Genomic DNA, 22,243 nt, shown 5'->3' on the forward strand with positions numbered 1-22,243 from the left:
GGTAGGCTCGTGGGCGTGGAGAGCGCTCGGCGAGTTGTGATCGCGGAAGACGAGGCCCTGATCCGGCTGGACCTGAAGGAGATGCTTCAGGAGGACGGTTACGAGGTCGTCGGGGAGGCCGGGGACGGCGAGACCGCGGTGCGGCTCGCCGGTGAGCTGAAGCCGGACCTCGTGATCCTCGACGTGAAGATGCCGGTGCTGGACGGGATCTCGGCGGCCGAGCGGATCTCGGCGGACCGGATCGCGCCGGTGGTGATCCTCACCGCGTTCTCCCAGCGCGAGCTCGTCCAGCGGGCGACGGACGCGGGCGCGATGGCCTACCTCGTCAAGCCGTTCTCCAAGACCGACCTCGCGCCCGCGATCGAGATGGCGGTGAGCCGGTACACCGAGCTGCGGGCGCTGGAGGCGGAGGTCGCCGGGCTGCAGGAGCGGCTGGAGACCCGCAAGGTGGTCGACCGGGCGAAGGGGCTGCTGCAGGAGGCCCACGGGTGGTCCGAGCCCGAGGCGTTCCGGTGGATCCAGAAGACGTCCATGGACCGGCGGCTCACGATGCGGGCCGTCGCCGAGGCGGTCGTGGCGGGGGCGTCCGGCGGGCAAGGCGAGCCGGCCGCGGGCTGACTTCCTCAGCGCGTCAAATCGCGGGTTGTCAAGGTCCAAAGCGCAGGTCCCGGACCGGCCCGATCGTGTCACGTTCTGTAATCGTCCCAGGCAATGACGGGTATCGGGAGAGCACGGGGGCGTAACGAACGAGTAACCCTTCGATCCGGGGGTCCTGTTCTGGGGTGGGTCGACGGTGTACGACATAGCTGGTCCCCGAGTGACTGATATCTCCTGGCGGAGGTGTCGGCGCCGGGGCATGACTCGTACCCGATCCGGCGCGGATCCGGATGTGAAAGGTTGGGCACCTTGCGGCGCAATAGGATGAGGCTGACCGGGGCGATCGCGCTCGGTGCGGTGATGGCGCTGGGCGCCGCCGCCTGCGGTGAGGGTGACAGCGGCGGGGGCGGAGATCTGACGATCGCCTTCGTGGGTGTCCAGACCGGTGACAACTCTCCCGAGCTCGGCATCAACATCTCGAACGCGGTGAAGCTGGCGATCGACCAGTACAACGCGGGCAACCCGAAGCAGAAGGTCAAGTTCAAGATCTACGACACCAAGGGCGACCCGGCCGTCGCGCCGGGCCAGGTGCAGAAGGCGATCGACGACAACGTCACCGCCGTGATCGGCCCGGTGTTCTCCGGTGAGTCCAAGGCGACCGACCCGAGCCTGGAGGAGGCGGAGATCCCGAACATCTCGCCCTCGGCGACGGCGAGCGCGCTCGGCAAGAACGGCTGGAAGTACTGGCACCGTGTCATCTCCAACGACGACGCGCAGGGCCAGGTGGACGGCGACTTCATCGTCAAGACGCTCGGCGCGAAGAAGGTCTTCGTCATCGACGACAACCAGGAGTACAGCGTCGGCCTGGCCGACAAGGTGTTCTCCTCGGTGCAGGCGGCGGGCGTCACGCCGCAGCGCGACAAGATCGACCCGAAGGCGACCGACTACTCCAGCACGGTCAACAAGGTCAAGGCGGCCAAGCCGGACGCGATCTTCTTCGGCGGCTACTACAACGGCGGCGACAAGCTGCTCAAGCAGCTGCGCGACAGCGGCGTGACCGCCAAGTTCGTCTCCGACGACGGCGCGCTGGACCAGAAGCTGGTCGACGGCGCGGGCGCCAAGCAGGCGGAGGGCGCGCTGATCTCGTGCGCCTGCCAGTCGATCAACCCGACCGCGGACAACCCGAAGGTCGCGAAGTTCATCGCCGACTACAAGGCCGCGTTCAACAAGGACCAGGGCACCTACTCCGGTGAGGGGTATGACGCGGCCACGGCGATCCTGAACGCCTTCAAGGCGGGCAAGACCTCCGGCAAGGAGGTCAACGAGTACCTGAAGACGGTGAACTTCCAGGGCGTCTCCAAGCCGATCAAGTTCGAGCCGAACGGCGAGATCCAGGTCAAGACCATCTACATGTTCCAGGTGGTGGACGGGAAGCTGAAGTTCCTCGGCGACGCCTCCAAGGTCAAGCCCGAGTGAGCTAGCCCCGCCACGACGCAGGACGGACGCCGGTCCGCCGGCGCGGGGCGGGAGCGCCACTGCGCTCCCGCCCCCTCTTTCTTGAGGAACCCTCTGTGCTCCACGACTTCACATCCCAGTTCTGGGCGAACACGGTCGACGGGCTGACCGTCGGTTCGATCTACGCGCTGGTCGCGCTCGGCTACACGATGGTCTACGGCGTGCTCCGGCTGATCAACTTCGCCCACTCGGAAATCTTCATGATCGGCACGTTCGGCGGGCTGACGCTGATCCAGGTCGTCGGTTTCGACAACGGCCCTTACACGGGCATCGCGCTGGTGGGCGTGCTGCTGGCGTGCCTGGCGGCGGCGATGGCGGCCTCCGGCGGGGCGGCGCTGGTGCTGGAGCTGATCGCCTACCGGCCGCTGCGCCGCAAGGGCGCGTCGCGGCTGGCGGCGCTGATCTCGGCGATCGGCGCGTCGCTGTTCCTGCAGGAGCTGTTCGCGACGACGGTGATCCCGCACTTCTTCGGGAACGGCGGGGGCCGCGACCCGATCCATGTGCCGGACCTGCTGAAGAAGGAGACGCTGTTCTCGATCGGTTCCGGGGACGTCCGCAACGACAAGCTGCTGATCTTCGTTGCGGCGATCATCATGATGATCATCCTGGATCGGTTCGTGAACGCCTCCAAGCTCGGCCGCGGCATCCGGGCCACCGCGCAGGACCCCGAGACGGCGATGCTGCTCGGGGTGAACATCGACCGGGTCGTCGTGGTGACGTTCCTGGTCGGCGGGCTGATGGCCGGCGCCGCGGGGTTCTTCTTCGCGCTGCTCTACCAGCAGACGATGTTCAACATCGGCTTCATCCTCGGGATCAAGGCGTTCACGGCCGCGGTGCTCGGCGGAATCGGCAACCTGCGGGGTGCGCTGGTCGGCGGCTTCACGCTGGGGCTCGTCGAGAACTACGGTGGCTCCCTCTTCGGCTCACAATGGAAGGACGTCATCGCGTTCACGCTTCTTGTGGTCATCCTTCTGTTCCGTCCCACCGGCATCCTCGGTGAGTCTCTCCAGCAGGCGCGCGCATGAGTGACAACACGAAAAAGACGACGAACGCGGGCGGGTTGCGCGGCGCGGTCGGCGGCCCGGTCGAGGCCGTGCGGACGCGCTGGGACACCGCGCCCGGCTGGCAGCGCTGGGCGGTCTACGTCCTGGTGGTCATCGGCGCGCTGTTCCTGCCGTACGAGGGGCTGGCGCCGATCATGTCGCCGGAGTCGGCGTGGGGCACGATCCTGTTCTATCCGATCGGGATCTACGTGCTGCTCGCGCTCGGGCTGAACGTGGTGATCGGGTACGCGGGCATGCTCGACCTGGGGTATGTGGCGTTCTGGGCCATCGGCGCGTACACGATGGCGACGCTGGCGGTGAAGCACGGGATCGGGTTCTGGCCGCTGCTGCCGTGCGGGATCGCCCTGGCGGCGGTGTCGGGGGTGATCCTCGGTGCGCCGACGCTGCGGTTGCGCGGCGACTACCTGGCCATCGTGACGCTGGGCTTCGGGGAGATCGTCCGGAAGGTCGCGGAGAACACGAACTGGCTGGGCGGCACGCGCGGCGTCAACAACATCCCGCACCCGCCGAGCCACGAGGGCGTGTGGTTCCTCGGTGTGGACCTGTTCACCTACAAGATCAGGGACGCGCGGCCGTACTACTACCTGCTGGTCGCGCTGATCGTGCTGGTGGTGATCTTCTCCAAGCGGCTGGAGTCGTCCCGGATCGGGCGGTCGTGGACCGCGATCCGGGAGGACGAGGACGCCGCCGAGATCATGGGCGTGCCGACGTTCAAGTTCAAGCTGCTGTCGTTCGCGACCGGCGCGGCGATCGGCGGGGCGGCGGGCGTGGTGTTCGCGGCGAAGACCAGCTATGTCGCGCCGGCGAACTTCCCGTTCCTGCTGTCGGCGACGATCCTCGCGGCGGTGGTGCTGGGCGGGGCGGGGAACATTCCGGGCGTGATCGTGGGCGCCTTCCTGGTGGCGTGGCTGCCCGAGCGCTTCCGTGAGCTGGCCGACTACCGGGACCTCGCCTTCGGCGGGATCCTGGTGCTGATGATGATCTTCCGTCCGGAGGGGCTGATCCCGTCGAGGCAGCGCAAGGCCGAGATGGCCGAAGGCGGTGGCGGAATGGGCCATTTGGGCGCCGAGGTCGACCCGTCGGGCTCGAAGGCCGAGGTGGGGAGCTGATGAGCGAGGTTTCCGGCGGCGCCGGCGGGAAGGCCGGCCGGGCGCTGCTCGAGCTGTCCCGGCTGACGATGCGCTTCGGCGGCGTCGTCGCGCTGAACGCGGTCGACCTGACCGTCCGAGAGGGCGAGATCTTCGCGCTGATCGGGCCGAACGGCGCCGGCAAGACGACGGTGTTCAACACGGTGACGGGGGTGTACCGGCCGACGTCCGGCACGGTGACCTTCGACGGCGGGCGGCTGAACGGGCTGAAGCGCTACCAGGTCACCAAGCGGGGCGTCGCGCGGACGTTCCAGAACATCCGGCTGTTCCCGAACATGACCGCCGAGCAGAACGTGCAGGTGGGCGCGGACGCGCACCACAGCGCGGGGCTGATCAGCGTGACGTTCGGGCTGCCCCGGCACCGGCGCGCCGAGCGGGAGGGCAAGGCGCTCGCGCGTGAGCTGCTGGAGTTCGTCGGGGTGTCGCACCGCACGCACGACATGGCGAAGAACCTGCCGTACGGCGACCAGCGGCGGCTGGAGATCGCCCGGGCGCTGGCGACCGATCCGAAGCTGCTGCTGCTGGACGAGCCGGCCGCGGGGATGAACCCGGCGGAGAAGGCCGCGCTGATGGAGCTGATCCGCAAGATCCGCGACGGTGGCCGGACGGTGCTGCTGATCGAGCACGACATGAGCCTGGTGATGGGCATCAGCGACCGGGTCGCGGTGCTGGACTTCGGGCAGAAGATCGCCGACGGGCTGCCCGCCGAGGTGCAGAACGACCCGAAGGTCATCGAGGCGTATCTGGGGGCTCCGGCCGATGCTTCTTGAACTGAAGGACGTGCACGTCCACTACGGCAAGATCGAGGCGCTGAAGGGCGTGTCGCTCGGGGTGGACGAGGGTGAGATCGTCTCGCTCATCGGCGGCAACGGCGCGGGGAAGACCACCACGCTGAAGACGATCTCGGGGCTGCGGTCCTGCTCGTCGGGGGCGGTGTTCTTCGACGGCGCCGACATCGGGTCGATGCCGGGGCACAAGCGGGTGCTGGCGGGCATCGGGCAGGCGCCGGAGGGCCGCGGGATCTTCCCGGGCATGACGGTGCACGAGAATCTGCTCATGGGCGCCTACGCCCGCAAGGACGACCACTCCAAGGAGCTGGCGGAGGCCTACGAGCTGTTCCCGCGGCTGGCGGAGCGGCGTTCGCAGGCGGCGGGGACGATGTCGGGCGGCGAGCAGCAGATGCTCGCGATCGGCCGGGCGCTGCTGTCCAAGCCGAAGGTGCTGCTGCTCGACGAGCCGTCGATGGGGCTGGCGCCGATGCTGGTGCAGCAGATCTTCTCGATCATCGAGGAGATCAACCGTCGCGGCACGACGATCCTGCTGGTGGAGCAGAACGCGCAGCAGGCGCTGCGGCTGGCGCACCGGGCGTATGTGCTGGAGACGGGCCGGATCGTGCGGTCCGCGCCGGCCTCGGAGCTGCTGGACGACCCGCAGGTGCGGGCCGCGTACCTGGGCGGCGATGTCGGCGGGGCGGACGCCGGTCCGCCGGAGGGCGAGGCCCCGGCGGACGCGTCCGAGCCCGATGGCGTGGACGTCACCAAGGACCGGGACTGACCGGGCCCGGGGCGGGGCGGCCGCTCAGCGCAGCGGCAACTCCGCCCCGGGGTCGCCGGGCCGCGCGACGCCGAGGTCGTCGGTCGGCGCGGAGTACAGGCGCAGCGCCCTGATCCGGGCGTCCTTGGGGATGTCGTACCAGAGGTCGAGTTCCAGGCGGTCGCGGGAGCCGAGCTCGACGTCGGTCGGCTGCCGCTTGACGCGCATCGCGTTCACGTCCGGCGGGTAGGCGCCGCGGGAGGTGATCAGCAGCTGCCGGTCCAGGTCGATCTTGTGGAAGGTGGCATACCGGTTCTCGGCCAGGATCCGGACGCGGGCGAAGTGGCCGAGCCGCGACGGCAGGTCCGCATGGCTGCCCGTGATCGTGGTGAGGGCGGGGCTGAGGCCGAGCGCGGCGAACATGACGTTGCCGTCCTGCACCTCGCGGTAGGGGAGCGGGGTCTCGCCATCGCGGACGGCCCGTTCGGGCAGCCGGTAGTGGCGGCGCCCGTCCTCGCCGGAGCATGCCGCGAGCCCGAGCCCGAGCCCGAGCGCGGTGGCGAGGGGGAGCGCGGCGGCCGCGAGGCGGGTGCGCGTGGCACGGTGGCGCATGTCCGGAACGTACGTCCGATGGCGGCCGGGATGAACGGGCCGGGGCGTTTCGCAACGCAACCGCAACCGGTGATGGACCTATACCGGTGTCGGCGGAGGGTGCGGCCGTCCCCGGACGTACGTTGACCCGGGATCACCTTTGGGGCCGCACGAACCTTCCCCGGGCGCGTACGTTGTCTACTCGGTGATCCCGGGCCGTTCCGATCCACGCTACAGACCCCGGGGCGCGCATCGCAAAGAAAGCGCGGATCAGGATCCGGGCCGGTCTCCCGCGGGTGCCGTGCCGCCCTGCGGCCCGCCCGCGGGGGCGTCCCTCAGCATGCAGGTGAGGCGCGCGGTGCAGACCCGCCGGTCCTGCTCGTCGGTGATGACGATGTCGTAGGTGGCGAGGGTCCGGCCGCCGTGCGTGCGGGTGGCCACGCCCGTCACGTGCCCGTCGGTCGCGGACCGGTGGTGGGTGGCGTTGAGCTCGATCCCGACGGCGATACGGCCGGGACCGGCGTGCAGGGCGGACCCGACGGAGCCGAGCGACTCGGCGAGGACGCAGGAGGCGCCGCCGTGCAGGAGCCCGTAGGGCTGGGTGTTGCCCTTGACGGGCATGCGGCCCACCACGCGCTCGGCGGACGCCTCCAGGTATTCCACGCCCATGGTCTTGGCCAGGTCGCCGTGGGCGTCGAGCTCGTCCCCGGCGAGGATCTTCGCGCCGAGGTCCTCCGGGCTCACGCCGTCGGTGTCAGTCACTTACGCCTCCACAAAACTGTCGTACGCGCAGACTAGAGTCCTGGTGTGGTGACTACGGCAACGACCCCTGACAAGCGTGACCGGCTTCTCCTGCTCGACGGGCATTCACTGGCCTACCGGGCGTTCTTCGCGTTGCCCGTGGAGAACTTCTCCACCACCGACGGGCAGCCGACCAACGCCGTGTACGGCTTCACCTCGATGCTCATCAACGTCCTGCGCGACGAGCAGCCGACCCACATCGCGGTGGCGTTCGACCGCTCCGAGCCGACGTTCCGGCACGAGCAGTACGTGGAGTACAAGGCGGGCCGGCAGAAGACGCCGGACGAGTTCCGCAGCCAGGTCAGCCTGATCTTCGAGGTGCTGGACGCGCTGCGCATCCCGCGCCTGTCGGTCGCCGGGTTCGAGGCCGACGACATCATCGCCACGCTGTCCGTCCAGGCCACGCAGGCGGGCCTGCAGACCCTGGTCGTCACCGGCGACCGCGACGCGTTCCAGCTCGTCAACGACGACGTCACGATCCTCTACCCGGTCCGCGGCGTCTCCGAGCTGTCCCGGATGGACCCGGCGGCCGTCGAGGCCAAGTACGGCGTTCCGCCCGAGCGGTACCGGGAGCTGGCCGCGCTGGTCGGGGAGAGCAGCGACAACCTGCCCGGCGTCCCCGGCGTCGGCCCGAAGACCGCCGCCAAGTGGCTCACCAAGTACGGCGACCTCGACACCCTCGTCGCCCGGGTGGACGAGATCAAGGGCAAGGCCGGCGAAAGCCTGCGCGAGCACCTGGCCGGGGTGCTGCGCAACCAGCAGATCAACAAGCTCGACACCGAGGTCGGGCTGGAGCTGACTCCGCCGCAGCTGACCATGGGCCAGTGGGACCGCGAGGAGATCCACACCCTGTTCGACTCGCTGCAGTTCCGGGTGCTGCGCGAACGGCTGTACTCCTCGATCTCCGCGGCCGAGCCGGAGGCCGACGAGGGCTTCGAGGTCGAGCTGGACCGGCTGGAGCCCGGCGCGCTCGGCGCCTGGCTGGACGTCAACGCCGGCGACCGCATCGGTATCGCCGTCACCGGCGCCTGGGGCCGCGGCACGGGCGAGATCACCGCGCTGGCGCTCGCGTCCAAGAAGGGCCCGGCCGTCCACCTGGATCCGGCCGAGCTCATCGAGGACGACGAGCGCGCCCTGGCCGCCTACCTCGCCGACACGGCACGCCCGAAGGCGATCCACGAGGCCAAGGGGCCGATGCTGGCGTTCGCCGCGCGCGGCATCCGGCTTGAGGGCGTCACCAGCGACACCGCGCTCGCCGCGTATCTCGCGCTCCCGGGCCAGCGGACGTTCGACCTGGCCGACCTCGTCCTGCGCTACCTCCACCGTGAGCTGCGCAGCGAAACCGAGGACTCCGGGCAGCTGACCCTGGACGGTTCCGGTGAGGAAGAAGCCGCCGAGGCCCTCGCGGTCCGCGCGCGCGCCGTCACCGAGCTCGCGGACGTCCTCGACAAGGACCTCGACAAGCGCGGCGCCACCCGCCTGCTGCACGAGGTGGAGCTGCCGCTCGTCGGCGTCCTGGCCGACATGGAGCGCGCGGGCATCGCCGTGGACGCCGACCACCTCGCCGGGCTGTCCGCGTCCCTCGGCGGGCAGGTCAAGGAACAGGAGCAGCAGGCCCACTCGGCGGTCGGGCACGAGTTCAACCTGGGCTCGCCCAAGCAGGTCCAGCAGGTCCTGTTCGACGAACTGAACCTCCCCAAGACCAAGCGCACCAAGACGGGCTACACGACCGACTCAGAGGCCTTGACGACCCTCCTGGAGAAGGACGGCCACCCCGTTCTGGAGCACATCCTGCGGTGGCGGGAGGTCGCCAAGCTCAAGAGCATCGTCGACTCGCTCATCCCGATGGCCGACGACGCCGGGCGCATCCACACCACGTTCAACCAGATGATCGCCGCCACCGGGCGGCTGTCGTCCACCGACCCGAACCTGCAGAACATTCCGATCCGCACCGCCGAAGGCCGCCAGATCCGCGAGGCGTTCGTCGTCGGCGACCCCTACGAGTCCCTCCTCACCGCCGACTACTCGCAGATCGAGCTGCGCATCATGGCGCACCTGTCGGAGGACGACGCGCTCCTGGAGGCGTTCGGCTCCGGTGCCGACTTCCACACCATCACCGCGTCCCGCGTGTTCCAGCTGCCCCCCGAGCAGATCGACTCCGAGCTGCGCGCCCGCATCAAGGCCATGAACTACGGCCTCGCCTACGGCCTCTCGGCGTACGGCCTGTCCCAGCAGCTGCGGATCTCCCCGGACGAGGCGCGCGGCCTCATGGAGGAGTACTTCGAGCAGTTCGGCGGCGTCCGCGACTACCTGCGCGACATCGTCGCCAAGGCCCGGCAGGACGGCTACACCCAGACGATCCTGGGCCGCCGCCGCTACCTGCCCGACCTCAACTCCGACAACCGGCAGCGCCGCGAGATGGCCGAGCGGATGGCCCTCAACGCCCCCATCCAGGGCTCGGCCGCCGACATCATCAAGGTCGCCAGCCTGAACGTCGACCGCGCCCTCCGGGCCGCCGGCCTCACGTCCCGGATGCTCCTCCAGGTCCACGACGAACTCGTCTTCGAGGTCGCCCCCGGCGAACTCGACGACCTCAAGACCCTGGTCAGCTCCGAGATGGCCGCCGCCTACGAGCTCCGCGCCCCCCTGAGCGTCTCCATGGGCACCGGCCGCACCTGGCAAGACGCGGCGCATTAGGCCCGAGCGCCCTGGAAGAACGCGCGAAGCCCCGCCCCGGCGTCCCGCCGGGGCGGGGCTTCTTCGTGGCGGGGTGGGTTTTACCGGGGGTTTTCGGTCTTGGCCGGATGTGGGGCGGGGTGGGAGTGCGGCGTGGGGATCATGGGGGTACGACAGGAGGTGTCGTTAGATGTCCGGGGGGTCGTACGCTGTCCCCCTGGTCCTGTTCGGGTCGACCGGCGGGGGTACCGTGCCTCTCCTTCACAAGATCGCTGGAGTTGTGATCGTCTGCGCCGTGATCCTGGGGCTGACGCTCCCGGGGGAACGGAAGGGGCGCGACAAGGGCCACATGGCCGGACGGGCCGGAGCCGCGTCCAAGGCGACGCCCGCGGCGGAGGCGGCCAAGGCGACCGGGGCGCCCGCGCCGGGCGGCTCCGCGTCGCCGGGGCCCCGGGGGAGCGCGTCGCCGTCGGCGTCGGCGACCGCGCCCATCGCCGCCGCGGCGCCGGCCGCGGCGGCGGCCAAGGCGAACGAGCTCGGGCAGGTCCCGGTGCTCATGTACCACCGGATCATGAAGAAGCCGGAGCTGTCGCTGGACCGGTCGTCCAAGGAGCTGTACGACGAGCTGACCGGGCTCGCCAAGGACGGCTACTACCCGATCACGGCGGCGGAGTTCACCGGCGGGCGGCTCGACGTGCCGGCCGGCAGGCACCCCGTGGTGCTGACGTTCGACGACAGCACGCCCGGGCACTTCGGGCTGGACGCGCAGGGGAACCCGAAGCCCGACACGGCCGTCGCGATCATCGAGCAGGTCGCCCGGGAGAACCCCGGGTTCCGGCCGGTGGCGACGTTCTACCTGAACAAGGAGCTGTTCGGGATGGACGAGGTGCAGGCAGCCGCCGGGCTGAAGTGGCTCCTGCAGCACGGGTTCGAGCTCGGCAACCACACCGTGACGCACCCCAGCCTTTCCGGTATGTCCGAAAAAGGGGTGCGCAAGGAGATCGGTGACATGGAGGACCGCATCGTCCGGCTCACCGGGGCGCACACGACCACGTTCGCGTACCCGTTCGGAGCGGTCCCGAAGAAGAAGGCGTGGGCCGAGAAGCAGGACGGCCGGTACGCCTTCCGGGGCCTGTTCCTCGCCGGCTGGCGGCCGTCCCTGTCCCCGTTCGACGCCGACTTCGACCGGTGGGACATCGACCGGGTACGCTCCGAGGGCAAGATCAAAGAGAACGACTGCACGAAGTACTGCTCCACCGCGTGGCTCGAATTCCTGGACAAGAACCCCGATGAGCGGTACACCTCTGACGGGGACCCGAACACCGTGACGTTTCCCAAGACGGCCGAGGACCGGATCGCCAAGCAGTACAGGCCCTGGGCCCGGACATACTGATCGCGGCAGCCGCGGGCGGATTGACCACGCGAGATCGGTCCCATATCCTGATCGCTGCGCTGTGGGCCTGCGCGCGCTTCGGACGGAGCAGGCTCGCGCTCGGTCAGGTCGGCGACAACGGTTCGGTTCACTGACGCGGCGGCGACCGCGTCCCATTCCGGTCTTCGGCAGGGCGGATAACGGCCCTCCGCGCACAACCCATACGACTTCCATGTCCGTACCGGAGCCAGCCGACACATGACGAGCAGCACCGAGGCCACCTCGACCACCCCGCAGGTAGCGGTCAACGACATCGGGTCCGAGGAAGCCTTCCTCGCAGCGATCGACGAGACCATCAAGTACTTCAACGACGGCGACATTGTCGAAGGCACTGTCGTCAAGGTCGATCGTGACGAGGTCCTCCTCGACATCGGCTACAAGACCGAGGGCGTCATCCCCTCGCGTGAGCTGTCCATCAAGCACGACGTCGACCCCAACGAGGTCGTCTCCACCGGAGACCACGTCGAGGCCCTCGTCCTCCAGAAGGAGGACAAGGAGGGCCGGCTGATCCTGTCCAAGAAGCGCGCCCAGTACGAGCGCGCCTGGGGCACGATCGAGAAGATCAAGGACGAGGACGGCATCGTCACCGGCACGGTCATCGAGGTCGTCAAGGGCGGTCTCATCCTCGACATCGGCCTGCGCGGCTTCCTGCCCGCGTCGCTGGTCGAGATGCGCCGGGTCCGCGACCTGCAGCCGTACGTCGGCCGCGAGCTCGAGGCCAAGATCATCGAGCTGGACAAGAACCGCAACAACGTGGTGCTGTCCCGCCGCGCCTGGCTGGAGCAGACGCAGAGCGAGGTCCGCCAGACCTTCCTCAACACCCTGCAGAAGGGCCAGGTCCGCAAGGGCGTCGTGTCGAGCATCGTCAACTTCGGCGCGTTCGTCGACCTCGGCGGCGTCGACGGCCTGGTGCACGTCTCCGAGCTGTCCTGGAAGCACATCGACCACCCGTCCGAGGTCGTCGAGGTCGGCCAGGAGGTCACGGTCGAGGTCCTGGACGTCGACATGGAGCGCGAGCGCGTCTCCCTGTCGCTCAAGGCGACCCAGGAAGACCCGTGGCAGCAGTTCGCCCGCACCCACCAGATCGGGCAGGTCGTCCCGGGCCGGGTCACCAAGCTGGTGCCGTTCGGCGCGTTCGTCCGCGTCGAGGAGGGCATCGAGGGCCTGGTCCACATCTCCGAGTTGGCCGAGCGGCACGTGGAGATCCCCGAGCAGGTCGTCCAGGTCGGCGACGAGATCTTCGTGAAGATCATCGACATCGACCTCGACCGGCGCCGGATCAGCCTGTCGCTCAAGCAGGCCAACGAGGGCGCCGCCGGGATCGAGGAAGAGGACTTCGACCCGACCCTGTACGGCATGCCGGCCGAGTACGACGACCAGGGCAACTACAAGTACCCCGAGGGCTTCGACGCCGACACCGGCGAGTGGCTTGAGGGCTTCGACGAGCAGCGCGAGACCTGGGAGCGGCAGTACGCCGAGGCCCGCGGCCGCTTCGACGCCCACCGCAAGCAGATCGAGGAGGCCCGCAAGGCCGAGGCCGAGGCGGGCGCCGAGCCCGCCGCGACCGGCGGCGGCGAGACCTCCTACTCCGGCGGCGGCGAGAGCGAGTCCGGCGGTGGCGCCCTCGCCACCGACGAGGCGCTCGCCGCGCTGCGGGAGAAGCTCTCCGGCGGCCAGTGACGGTCCGCTGACGCGCGCAGGCCGCGCGGCCCGCTCCGGCGGTTCCGCGCGGTCGGCCGGTGACATCCTGAACACGGCCGGAGAACGATCTTCTGGATCGGCCTCCGGCCGTGCTTCGGTTGCGTCACCATGACTGCGGAGGCATGACTCCGGCGAAGCGCGCGTCGGCCCGCGTCACCCCCCGAATGCGCACGCCCGTCCCGTAGGTCCGCTCGTCCCCCGGGAGCAGTCGTTCAATTGGCCAGCACAGACGTAGGCACCAGGACCGGCGGCCCCGCCCCCGCCGGCACCCCGATCGTCCCGCAGGGCCCGGCCAGGCTGGCCCTGATCGCCGTGACCGTCGCGGTGCTCGCGCAGACGCTGCGGTTCTCCCTTCCGCAACTCGACCACTTCGCCGACGAGGCCGGGACCGCGGCCGCCGCCGCCGGCGTGCTGGTCGTCTACCTCGCCGGGGTCACCGCCCCGCTGATCCGCCGCCTCGGCGGCCCCCGCGCGCTGCTGCTGACCGGCGTCGGCGGGCTGTTCGCCGTCCGGCTCCTCGCGCAGGCCATCGACCCGCGCACCTGGCTGGCGTTCGCCGGCACCGCCATCGGCATGATCGCCGTCGCGGCGCTGTACGAGGGCGCCCGCGGCCTGTCCGGGGTCGGCTTCGCCACCGCCACCGTCGCGGGCCTGGCCATCGACGGCGCCGTCCGGATGTGCTTCGCCACCTGGGACCCGGTGTGGCGCGACGGCATCGGCCCCTGGCTGGCCTGCCTGGCGTTCGTCGGCGTCGGCGCGTTCGCGCTCTACCGCGAGCTCGCGTCCGGGCCCGTCACCGCGCCCGGCGTCTCCTGGCGGGACGCGCTCGGCGCCGCGGCCTTCGGGCCGTTCCTCGCGCTGCAGATCCTCGTCCTCGCCAGCCCCGCCTTCGTGGCGTCGTCCGGGTGGCAGTCGCTGACCGGGGCGCACATCGCGATCGTCATCGGGCAGGGGCTCGCGCTGGCGTTCCTCGCCTCCGGGCTCGCCGTCCGGGCCGTGCCGGGCGGCGTGTGCGTGCTCGGCGGCACCGTCCTCGGGGTCGGCGCCGGCGCCGTCGCCGGGACCTACGCGATCTCCGGCATCGAGGTCGTCCCCGTCGTGATCGTCGGGCATGTGCTGTCGGCGTGGCTGCTGGCGGTGGCGTGCCGGGCGCCGCTGCGCCGCGCCGGGACCGGCGGGCCGGTCTGGCGGGTGGACGCCGGCGCCGCGGCCGGCGGCCTGCTCATCGCGGTGATCCTCGTCCCGTACCAGGTCAGCGCCGTGTCGCCGCTGCCGGTGCCGAACAACGTGCTGCCCGGCCTCGCCGGGATCCTGCTCGGCGCGCTCGCCGCCATCGCGGCGGCCCGCGGCGGGCCGCTGCCCGCCCGCGCCCCGCTGCGCGCCGTCACCGCCGGCGCCGCGGCGCTGGTGCTGCTGGCCGGCACCCTCGTGTTCACCGTCGCCGCGCCGGACGGCAAGGCCCCGGCGGCGCCCGTCCCCGGCCAGGTCCGGGTGCTCAGCTACAACATCCACGACGCGGTGAACCAGTCGGGGCGGCTCGACCCGGAGGGCGTCGCCCGCGTCATCGAGGGGCAGAAGGCCCAGGTCGTCCTGCTGCAGGAGGCCGGCCGCGGGTCGCTGCTGTCGGGCACCACCGACGTCGGGGTGTGGCTGTCGCGACGCCTCGGCATGCGGCTGATCTGGGGGCCCGCCGCCGACGGCCAGTTCGGCAACGCGATCCTCACGTCGCTGCCGGTGCGCAGCTCCGGGACGGGCCGGATGCGCAGGGGCGACTGGTCGCAGATCCGCGGCTACGTGTGGGCGCGGCTCGGCGTCGGCGGCACCACGATGGACGTGTGGTCGACGCATCTGGAGGGCGGCGACGACCAGGCCGGCGAGCGGTCCCGCGAGATCGCGACGCTGCTGCGGGCCTGGGGCGGGGCGCCCCGCACCCTCATCGGCGGCGACTTCAACGCGGGCGCCGGCAGCGCCGAGCTCGACGCCATGACCGACGGCACCGACCTGCGCAACGCCGCCATCGGCGGCGAGCCGTATCCGACCCGGTCCGACGGTGCGAGCACCGACTGGGTCTTCGGGTCGGACGGCGTCATGGTCACCGACTACGCCGTGCCGGTGTCGGACGCCTCCGATCACTATCCGGTCGCGGTGACCGTCCGGATCGGGCGGTGAGCCGGCCGGGCGCCGCTAGGGTCATGACATGAGCGAAGCGACGGTCGTGATCGAGCGCGCCGGCCCCGGCGACGCGGGCGAGGTGATGACCGTCCAGCGGGCCGCCTACGTGGCGGAGGCGCAGCTGTACGGCGACCCGTTCATCCCGCCGCTGGTGGAGTCGGCCGAGCAGCTGCGGAAGGTGCTGTCCGGCGACGCCGTGGTGCTGAAGGCGGTGCTGGACGGCCGGGTCGTCGGCGCCGTCCGCGCCCAGTTCAGCGACCACACGTGCCTGGTCGGGCGGCTCGTCGTCGTCCCCGACATGCAGGGCCGCGGCATAGGGCGGAGCCTGCTGGCGGCGCTGGAGGACGAGGTCGCCGGGCGCGCCGACGCGTGCGTCCTGTTCACCGGCCATCTCAGCGAGGCGAACCTGCGCCTGTACCGCCGCCTCGGCTACAGCGAGACGCACCGGGAACGCGTGGCGGCGCACCTCACGCTCGTGCACATGCGCAAACCCCTCGTCCCCGCCGAAACCGCCTGACGGGCGCGCCGCTAGGGTGAGCCGCGTGCTGAAAGTGGGACTCACCGGCGGTATCGGGTCGGGCAAGAGCGAGGTGTCGGCGCGGCTCGCCGGACGCGGCGCGCTGCTCATCGACGCCGACAGGATCGCCCGCGAGGTCGTGGAGCCGGGCACCCCGGGCCTCGCCGCCGTCGTGGCGGAGTTCGGCGAGGACGTGCTGCTGCCGTCCGGCGCCCTCGACCGCGAGAAGGTCGGCCGCATCGTGTTCGGCGACCGCGACCGCCTCGCCGCGCTGAACGCGATCGTCCACCCGCTGGTGGGGGAGCGGATGCAGGAACTGATGGACGCGGCCCCCGCCGATGCCGTCGTCGTCTACGACGTGCCCCTCCTCGCGGAGAACGGCCTCGCCGGCATGTACGACGAGGTCGTCGTCGTGGACGCGCCGGAGGAGGCACAGCTCGACCGCCTGGTGGCCCGCCGCGGCATGACGGAGGAGGACGCCCGCGCGCGCATGGCCAACCAGGCGTCCAGGGAGGAGCGCCGCGCGGTCGCCACGCACATCATCGACAACTCCGGCACCCTCGACGACCTGAAAGCCCAGGTCGACTCGCTCTGGGACTCCCTGACTCACCGCGCCGCGTCCTAGAACGGGGCGTCGAGGGGGAGGCGGTGGACCTCCGGCAGGTAGGCGTCGAGTTCGCCGGGTTCGAAGCGGCACATGCCGACGGCGTACCAGAACTCGGCGGTGGCGTTGCCCTCCCACTTGTAGCGGCCGTCGGGGGCCAGGGCGGCCCAGCCTTCGGCCAGGCCGAGAAGGGTCGCGTGGCGCGCGGGCGCCTCCCGGTCGGTGACGTCCCAGAGGATGATGGCTCCGTCGTCGCCCGCGGTGGCGAGGAGGGAGCCGTCGGGGCTGAACGCGGCCGACCAGACGCGGCGGGTGTGGCCCGGGAGGGTGTGCAGGAGGCGCCCGTCGGCCGGGTTCCAGAGCCGCACGACCATGTCGTCGCCCGCGCTGGCGAGCATGGCTCCGGACGGGTGGAACGCGGTCGTCCACAGGCGTCCGGTGTGGCCGGTCAGCGTGTGCAGTGCTTCACCGGTGGACGGGTCCCAGAGCCGGACGGTGCCGTCGTTGCTCGCGCTGGCGAGGGTGTCGCCGGACGGTGAGAACGCCACCCGGTAGACGCGGTCGGTGTGGCCGCGCAGCGCGGCGGTGAGTTCGCCCGTGCGGGGGTGCCAGAGCCGGACGACGCCGTCGTCGCAGCCGGTGGCGACGAGGGCGCCGCCGGGCTGGAAGTCGATGGAGCGGACGCGGCCTTGGTGGTCGGCCAGGTTGACGGTCTCGCGGCCGGTCGTCCAGAACCACAGCCGGACGGAGTCGTCGTCGTTGGCGGTGGCGAGGACGTCCCCGGCGGGAGCGAACGCCTGTGCCCAGACGTGGTCGGTCTCGACGTTCAGCTCGCGTTCGAACGTGCCGGTCCCTGCCTGCCACAGGTGGACGCCGCCGTCGTTGGTGGCGGTGGCGAGCTGGGAGTCGCGGGTGTTGAACGAGGCGGAGGTCAGGTTGTCGGCGACGCCGCGCAGCTCCCGGATCATCCGGCCGGAGCGCGGGTCCCAGAGCCGGACGAGGCCGTCGTTGCCGCTGCTCGCGAGCAGGCCGCCGTCCGGGCTGAACGCGACGCCGGTGACGCGGCGGCCGTGGCCGCGCAGCACGACGCGGCACTGCCCGGTCTCGGCGTCCCACAGCCGGGCAGTGCCGTCGTTGCTGCTGGTGGCGAGCTGGGCGCCGTCCGGGCGGAACGCGAACGGCCACACGGCGCCCCGATGCCCGGCCAGTTCGAGGCGCTGCCGGCCGGTCTCGGGGTCCCACAGGCGGACGGACCCGGCGCTGTCGGCGGTGGCGAGGCGGCCGCCGTCCGGGCTGAACGTCGCCTGGTAGATGCCGCCGCCGTGGCCCGAGAGGACGTTGCGCCGCCGGCCGTCCTCCCAGATGCGGACGGATCCGTCGGTGTCGCCGGTGACGAGGAGGTTCCCGCCGGGGTGGAACGCGATGGCGTAGACGCGTCCGGTGTGGCCGAGGAGTTCCTGGCTGATCTCGCCTGTGCGGATGTCCCACAGGCGGACGACGCCGGCCTCGTCCCCGGCGGCGAGCAGGGAGCCGTCCGGGTGGAACACGGCGCGGAACACGGCGCCGCGGTGGCCGGTCAGCTCGCGGCGGAGCGTGCCGGTGGTGAGGTCCCAGACGCGCAGCGTGCCCCCGGAGTCGCCGGTGACCATGAGTGAGCCGGCGGGGTCGAACACGGCGGTGTAGACGGGAGCGGTGTGTCCTGACAGCTCGTGCAGGAGGGCGCCGGCCGCGGCGTCCCACACGCGGACGGTCCCGTCCGCGGCGCCGGCCGCGACGAGGTCGGTGCCCGACGGGGAACGTCCTCCGACCACGACGGGCCAGACGCCTTCAGGGTGGACGGTGAAGGTGTGCGTGGTGTGGCCGGTGGCGAGGTCCCAGAGGCGGACGGTGCCGTCGGCGGATCCGCTCGCCAGCAGGTTTCCCGCGGTGTCGAAGGCGACCGCGTAGGCGCGGTCGGTGTGGCCCTGGAGGTTGCGCAGGGGTATGCCGGTGACGGCGTCGCAGATGAGGACACCGCCGTCCTCACCGCCCACGGCCAGGACGGAGCCTCCCGGGCTGTACGCGAGCGGCTGCGGGAGGCGGCTGGTCTGGAAGTGGAACCCGTACGGGACACCTACGCCGGCCGGTGCGACCTGGATGTCGATGGGACGGCCGGGTGCGATGGCGGCCTCGCGCAGTTCGGGGGCGGCGGCGATCCGGTCGGGCAGGTCGGCGTCGACGAGGGCGGCGCGCGTCCAGCGGCTGCCGTCCACGGAGACGTCGCGCAGGTCGGCGCGGGCGAGGCGGGCCCGGGACAGGTCGGCGCCGCGGAGGTCGGCGCCGGTCAGCCTGGCCTCGTCCAGGCGTGCCCCGGCCAGCGACGCGTCCCGCAGGACGGCACGCGAGAGGTTCGCGCCGACGAGCTGGGCGTCGGTGAGGTCGGCACCCGTCAGGTCGACCTCCTGCAAGTCGCGGTAGGACAGGTCCTCGCCTTGCAGGCGGGCGCCGCGCAGGTCGGTGTGCGCGGGGGTGCGCAGCCGTGTCGTGATGCGGATCGCGTTGGCGCGGGCAATGTCGGCGGCTTCGGGATCGGCGAGCACGCCGGCGGTCCACTCCTGGCAGGCGCGGGTGTCGGCGAGGTCGCACAGGAAGTCGACGGTGAGCTGGGTCAGCGCGCGGCGGCCCAGGGCGGCCGGTGCCGCGCCCCTGGCGAACTCGTCCGCGATGTGCCGCGCGACCAGCCACTCCATCACCGATGTGTGAATGAAGCCGAACAGCCCCTCGGGCGTGCGGACGAGCAGGCTCCCGGCGCCGACGGCGTGCGTCACCTGGTGCGGTGACATCCGTCCGTCGGCGAGCCCGGTGAGGGTGTCGGCGACGTCGGACAGCTCAGCGAGACGCAGGAACTGCTCCTCGCCCTCCCACAGCCGCAGCGCGAGGGTGCCCACGGCCTGCCACATGTCCTCGGCCTTCAGCCCGGACGGCCCGCCCGCCCCGCCGACCCGGTCGGCCTCGTACGCGAGCCACGACGACAGGATCTCGTGGTAGAGGTCGGCGGGGCTGACGGCCCGGCGGGCCTGCGCGACCGAGCGCAGCCGGTGGTCGGGCAGGTCGGCGATGAAGGACAGCATGCGCGGGTTGGACGTCAGCGCCAGCAGCTCCTCGATCCCCGCGAGCAGGCTCAGCCGGGCTTCCGCCGCCCCCTCGTCCCCGTACCGGTTCACCAGGTACGAACGGACCTGCGGTGGCGCGAACTCCTCCAGGCCGAGGACGCGCCGGTGGGGCAGCACGCCGACCTTCTCACCGAGGGCCGTCAGCACCTGCGCCTGGGACTTGAAGTGCTGCGTGCGGCTCGCCACCACGATCTTCGCCTTGTCCTGGGCGGCCTGCAGCAGCGTGTCGAGGTGGTCGGCGGCCTGGTCGTAGGTCATCCGCGTCACCAGCTCGTCGAACCCGTCGAAGAGCAGGACGATGCGCCCTTGGCGGAGCATGTAGTGGAACGCCTTGAGGTCGATCAGCTCCTCGCCGTGGTTGGCCAGATGCGCGGCGACTAGGCCGTCCACCGAGTGCGCCTTGTCGAGGGCCCGCAGCTCGATGAGGATCGGGATCACGTGCGGCAGCTCCTGCGGGATGCGGCGGGCGAGCTCGCGCAGGGCGAACGTCTTGCCGCGGCCGAAGTCGCCCAGCAGGAGGAGGAAGCGCCCGTGGTCCGCGGCGAGGAGCCGCAGCATCTCGCCGACGACGTCCTCGTGGACGTCCGTCGCCGAACCCGCCCCTTCGTCGCCGCCCGTCTCAGGCTCCGGGCGGAAGCGGTCGAGTTCCCGGTAGCGCTGTGGGACGTACAGGGAAGGCGGGTAAAGCCCTCCGGCGGAGAGGCGCCCCGTCTGGGCGGTCACGTACTCCGACAGGTCGACGAGCCCCTGGAACTCGGTGAGGCTGCGCACCCGCACGCCGCGCCGGAGCGCGTCGTCGCGCACGGACCGTGCCGGCGCGGGACCCAGGTACACCAGTTCCGAGCCATGGTCGGTTCCGTCGGCGTGCACGTGCCTGACGAACGCGTCCACGTCCGCCTCTGTCACCTGCCCCACATGGGCCCCGATGCGGTACTGGCGGACGAACCCGTCCTCCATGTGGGTGAGGAGCAGGTGCGGCGGGTCTGACCGGCCGTCCTCGCGTGCGGGCGGGACGATGCGCCGGATGGTCGCGCGTTCGAAACGCGTCTCGCACGCCTCCGTCAGCCGGTCGAGGAGTTGCGCGCTGGGGTCGGGGACGGGGTCGGCGGTGCCCTGCGCTCCGGGGCCCAGTTCCGGGACGGGCGGCTCCGGATGGGGCTCGGTGCGTGGCGGCGGGAACGTTCCGTCGATGCTCTGCCAGGACCGTTCGAGGCGTTCCGGTCCGCGCCTGGCGGCGTCCTCCGGAATCCACCGTTCCAGCCCGTCCCGGTTCACGACGACGATCTGGTGGCGGCCCGGGCCCAGTGCGGGGACCGACGGGACGCCGCTGCCGCCGAGCAGGGGGATGGCGCCGAAATCCGACTCCGTCCCCTGGAAGAACAGGTTGACGTGGGAGGCGAGGAGCGTCTCCACCGTCCCGGGGTCGCGCAGCGCGCCGGGCTCGCCGGCGATGGGGGTGTGCTGGACGGCGCCCAGGCGCAGCCAGCCCTCGTCCTCGAAATGCCGCAGCCGCTCGTTGAACCAGGCCGCCTGCGCCTGGCCGACGCGCCCGTACCGGTCCTCCTCACGGTGGGTCTGAGGCAGGGTCGAGTTGAGCCCGGCCACCACCACCTTGAGGTCCGGGACGGGGAACAGCGTCCACGGCTGGGCGCTGTCGAAGATGAGGGCGTCGATGCCCTGGTAGAACTCCTTGAACAGGCCCGCGTAGTGCCGCCACTTCGGCCAGTACGGCGGCTGCGGCTCGATGTCGTCGGCCTCGCAGCTGGAGAAGTACGCCTGGCATGCCGCGCGAGTGACGTCATGGGTCCCCGGGACGACCACGACGCGCTGCGCCTCCAGGCCCAGCAGCGCGCGCAGGCTCGTCAGGAACGACAGCGCCTCGGCGAACTCCTTGCGGCTGCCGGAGTGGGTGATGTCGCCGCTCACGACGAGCAGGTCGGGACGGGGCACGCCGGAGTCGGCCAGCCGCGTCACGTCGCTCCAGATCCGGTCCTGCAGCTCGGTGGCCGTCGTCGGCTCGCCGGGCTCGGCGAGCGTCCGGCCGAACCGGGGCCCGGAGACGTGCAGGACGCTCAGCCGGTCGCGCGGCCCGTGCCCGGCGTCGGCGGCGGGGAACGCCGGCGCGGCGACCGGAGCCCGCCGGACCGGACGCTCCCCGGCCGGCTCCGGCCGCCCGGAACCGTCCCGCGGGCCGTCAGTCTCCTCCAGACGGCCCGGAAGCGGCTCCCGGCCACCGGGAAGCGGTCCCGGGCGGCCGGGCCCGGCTCCGGGGAAACCAGGGCCGTTCAGCGGCCGGGCGTGGCCGGCGAGGGACTCCTGGATGCGCCGCATCAGCAGCCGGCGCGCCTCGTCCGGGTCGTCGATCCCCACCAGGTCCACGTAGGTGATCGTGGACAGCAGCCCGTCGATCGGGCAGTCCTCGATGCGCACCGTGACCAGCTTGCGCGCGGGGTCGTCGGGGTCGGCCCGCAGCGCCGCCATCCACTCCAGCCGCCCGTACCTGGAGCGCAGGTAGTTGCGCGACAGCACCGCCACCACGGCCTTGGCCTCCGACAGGCCCCGGTCCATGAAGTCGATGAAGTTGGTCCCGGGCACGAAGTCCCACGCCTGCATCATCGTTCGATGCCCCGCGGCCTCCAGCTGCCACGCGATCCAGGACGCCCACCGTTCGTCGGCCGGCGAGTAGCTGATGAAGAAGTCGGTCGGGCGCTCCTGGGGGTGGCCGGGGGTCGTCATTGCG

At 71.5% G+C, this 22,243-nt stretch carries 15 protein-coding genes; 12 read left to right on the forward strand and 3 right to left on the reverse strand.

The window, feature by feature from the left end; translation table 11 throughout:
* Positions 1-15: 15 nt before the first annotated feature.
* The 6 genes from ACQPZP_RS16630 (at position 16) to ACQPZP_RS16655 (ending at position 5,878) form a co-directional block, all read left to right on the forward strand.
* Positions 16-618 carry an ANTAR domain-containing response regulator gene (locus ACQPZP_RS16630; RefSeq protein WP_433478510.1) on the forward strand — a complete coding sequence of 201 codons (603 nt, stop codon included), beginning with the start codon at positions 16-18 and terminating at the stop codon, positions 616-618.
* A gap of 303 nt (positions 619-921) precedes the next feature.
* Positions 922-2,073 (forward strand): branched-chain amino acid ABC transporter substrate-binding protein, encoded by a 1,152-nt coding sequence (locus ACQPZP_RS16635; protein WP_433478511.1) that lies wholly within the window; start codon positions 922-924, stop codon positions 2,071-2,073.
* 95 nt (positions 2,074-2,168) lie between these two features.
* The gene (locus tag ACQPZP_RS16640) at positions 2,169-3,137 is read left to right on the forward strand and encodes a branched-chain amino acid ABC transporter permease (RefSeq protein ID WP_433478512.1); all 969 of its coding nucleotides are present in this window, start codon (positions 2,169-2,171) and stop codon (positions 3,135-3,137) included.
* Positions 3,134-4,285 (forward strand): branched-chain amino acid ABC transporter permease, encoded by a 1,152-nt coding sequence (locus ACQPZP_RS16645; protein ID WP_433478513.1) that lies wholly within the window; start codon positions 3,134-3,136, stop codon positions 4,283-4,285. The genes ACQPZP_RS16640 and ACQPZP_RS16645 overlap by 4 nt, the downstream gene beginning before the upstream one ends.
* Positions 4,285-5,094: an ABC transporter ATP-binding protein gene (locus ACQPZP_RS16650; RefSeq protein WP_433478514.1), complete on the forward strand. Its 810-nt coding sequence runs from the start codon at positions 4,285-4,287 to the stop codon at positions 5,092-5,094. Before ACQPZP_RS16645 ends, ACQPZP_RS16650 begins: the two co-directional genes overlap by 1 nt.
* Positions 5,084-5,878: an ABC transporter ATP-binding protein gene (locus ACQPZP_RS16655; RefSeq protein WP_433478515.1), complete on the forward strand. Its 795-nt coding sequence runs from the start codon at positions 5,084-5,086 to the stop codon at positions 5,876-5,878. The genes ACQPZP_RS16650 and ACQPZP_RS16655 overlap by 11 nt, the downstream gene beginning before the upstream one ends.
* 24 nt (positions 5,879-5,902) lie before the next feature.
* On the opposite strand, the gene ACQPZP_RS16660 is transcribed toward ACQPZP_RS16655, so the two are convergent.
* Complete coding sequence (locus ACQPZP_RS16660; RefSeq protein WP_433478516.1) at positions 5,903-6,469, reverse strand: DUF4352 domain-containing protein; 567 nt, start codon at positions 6,467-6,469, stop codon at positions 5,903-5,905.
* A gap of 249 nt (positions 6,470-6,718) precedes the next feature.
* Positions 6,719-7,117, reverse strand: a complete 399-nt coding sequence (locus ACQPZP_RS16665; protein WP_433469982.1) for a PaaI family thioesterase — start codon at positions 7,115-7,117, stop codon at positions 6,719-6,721.
* A gap of 138 nt (positions 7,118-7,255) precedes the next feature.
* Between ACQPZP_RS16665 and polA the strand changes: the two genes are divergently transcribed.
* The 6 genes from polA (at position 7,256) to coaE (ending at position 16,372) form a co-directional block, all read left to right on the forward strand.
* Complete coding sequence (polA, locus tag ACQPZP_RS16670; protein ID WP_433478517.1) at positions 7,256-9,946, forward strand: DNA polymerase I; 2,691 nt, start codon at positions 7,256-7,258, stop codon at positions 9,944-9,946.
* Positions 9,947-10,220: 274 nt separating this feature from the next.
* Entirely contained in the window at positions 10,221-11,318 is a 1,098-nt protein-coding gene (locus ACQPZP_RS16675; protein ID WP_433478518.1) for a polysaccharide deacetylase family protein, read from the forward strand.
* A 237-nt stretch (positions 11,319-11,555) separates the two neighbouring features.
* Positions 11,556-13,037, forward strand: coding sequence for a 30S ribosomal protein S1 (rpsA, locus tag ACQPZP_RS16680; protein ID WP_433468684.1), 1,482 nt, complete (start codon positions 11,556-11,558; stop codon positions 13,035-13,037).
* Between the two features lie 237 nt (positions 13,038-13,274).
* Positions 13,275-15,227, forward strand: a complete 1,953-nt coding sequence (locus ACQPZP_RS16685; RefSeq protein ID WP_433478519.1) for an endonuclease/exonuclease/phosphatase family protein — start codon at positions 13,275-13,277, stop codon at positions 15,225-15,227.
* Positions 15,228-15,255: 28 nt separating this feature from the next.
* On the forward strand, positions 15,256-15,747 hold the full coding sequence (locus ACQPZP_RS16690; RefSeq protein WP_433478520.1) for a GNAT family N-acetyltransferase: 492 nt from the start codon (positions 15,256-15,258) through the stop codon (positions 15,745-15,747).
* A 25-nt stretch (positions 15,748-15,772) separates the two neighbouring features.
* Positions 15,773-16,372, forward strand: a complete 600-nt coding sequence (gene coaE / locus ACQPZP_RS16695; protein WP_433478521.1) for a dephospho-CoA kinase — start codon at positions 15,773-15,775, stop codon at positions 16,370-16,372.
* On the opposite strand, the gene ACQPZP_RS16700 is transcribed toward coaE, so the two are convergent.
* Positions 16,369-22,239 carry a TIR domain-containing protein gene (locus ACQPZP_RS16700; RefSeq protein WP_433478522.1) on the reverse strand — a complete coding sequence of 1,957 codons (5,871 nt, stop codon included), beginning with the start codon at positions 22,237-22,239 and terminating at the stop codon, positions 16,369-16,371. The two genes, coaE and ACQPZP_RS16700, sit on opposite strands and share 4 nt — an antisense overlap.
* Positions 22,240-22,243: the final 4 nt, after the last annotated feature.

The organism is Spirillospora sp. CA-142024 (assembly GCF_050942325.1).
Classification (GTDB): domain Bacteria; phylum Actinomycetota; class Actinomycetes; order Streptosporangiales; family Streptosporangiaceae; genus Spirillospora.

What these genes read in the sequence shown, in the direction of transcription:
- ACQPZP_RS16635 (WP_433478511.1), top strand. Translation starts at nt 922, where the DNA reads ATGAGGCTGACCGGGGCGATCGCGCTCGGTGCGGTGATGGCGCTGGGC.
- ACQPZP_RS16645 (WP_433478513.1), top strand. Translation starts at nt 3,134, where the DNA reads ATGAGTGACAACACGAAAAAGACGACGAACGCGGGCGGGTTGCGCGGC.
- ACQPZP_RS16650 (WP_433478514.1), top strand. Translation starts at nt 4,285, where the DNA reads ATGAGCGAGGTTTCCGGCGGCGCCGGCGGGAAGGCCGGCCGGGCGCTG.
- ACQPZP_RS16655 (WP_433478515.1), top strand. Translation starts at nt 5,084, where the DNA reads ATGCTTCTTGAACTGAAGGACGTGCACGTCCACTACGGCAAGATCGAG.
- ACQPZP_RS16660 (WP_433478516.1), bottom strand. Translation starts at nt 6,469, where the DNA reads ATGCGCCACCGTGCCACGCGCACCCGCCTCGCGGCCGCCGCGCTCCCC.
- ACQPZP_RS16665 (WP_433469982.1), bottom strand. Translation starts at nt 7,117, where the DNA reads ATGGGCGTGGAATACCTGGAGGCGTCCGCCGAGCGCGTGGTGGGCCGC.
- rpsA (WP_433468684.1), top strand. Translation starts at nt 11,556, where the DNA reads ATGACGAGCAGCACCGAGGCCACCTCGACCACCCCGCAGGTAGCGGTC.
- ACQPZP_RS16690 (WP_433478520.1), top strand. Translation starts at nt 15,256, where the DNA reads ATGAGCGAAGCGACGGTCGTGATCGAGCGCGCCGGCCCCGGCGACGCG.
- ACQPZP_RS16700 (WP_433478522.1), bottom strand. Translation starts at nt 22,239, where the DNA reads ATGACGACCCCCGGCCACCCCCAGGAGCGCCCGACCGACTTCTTCATC.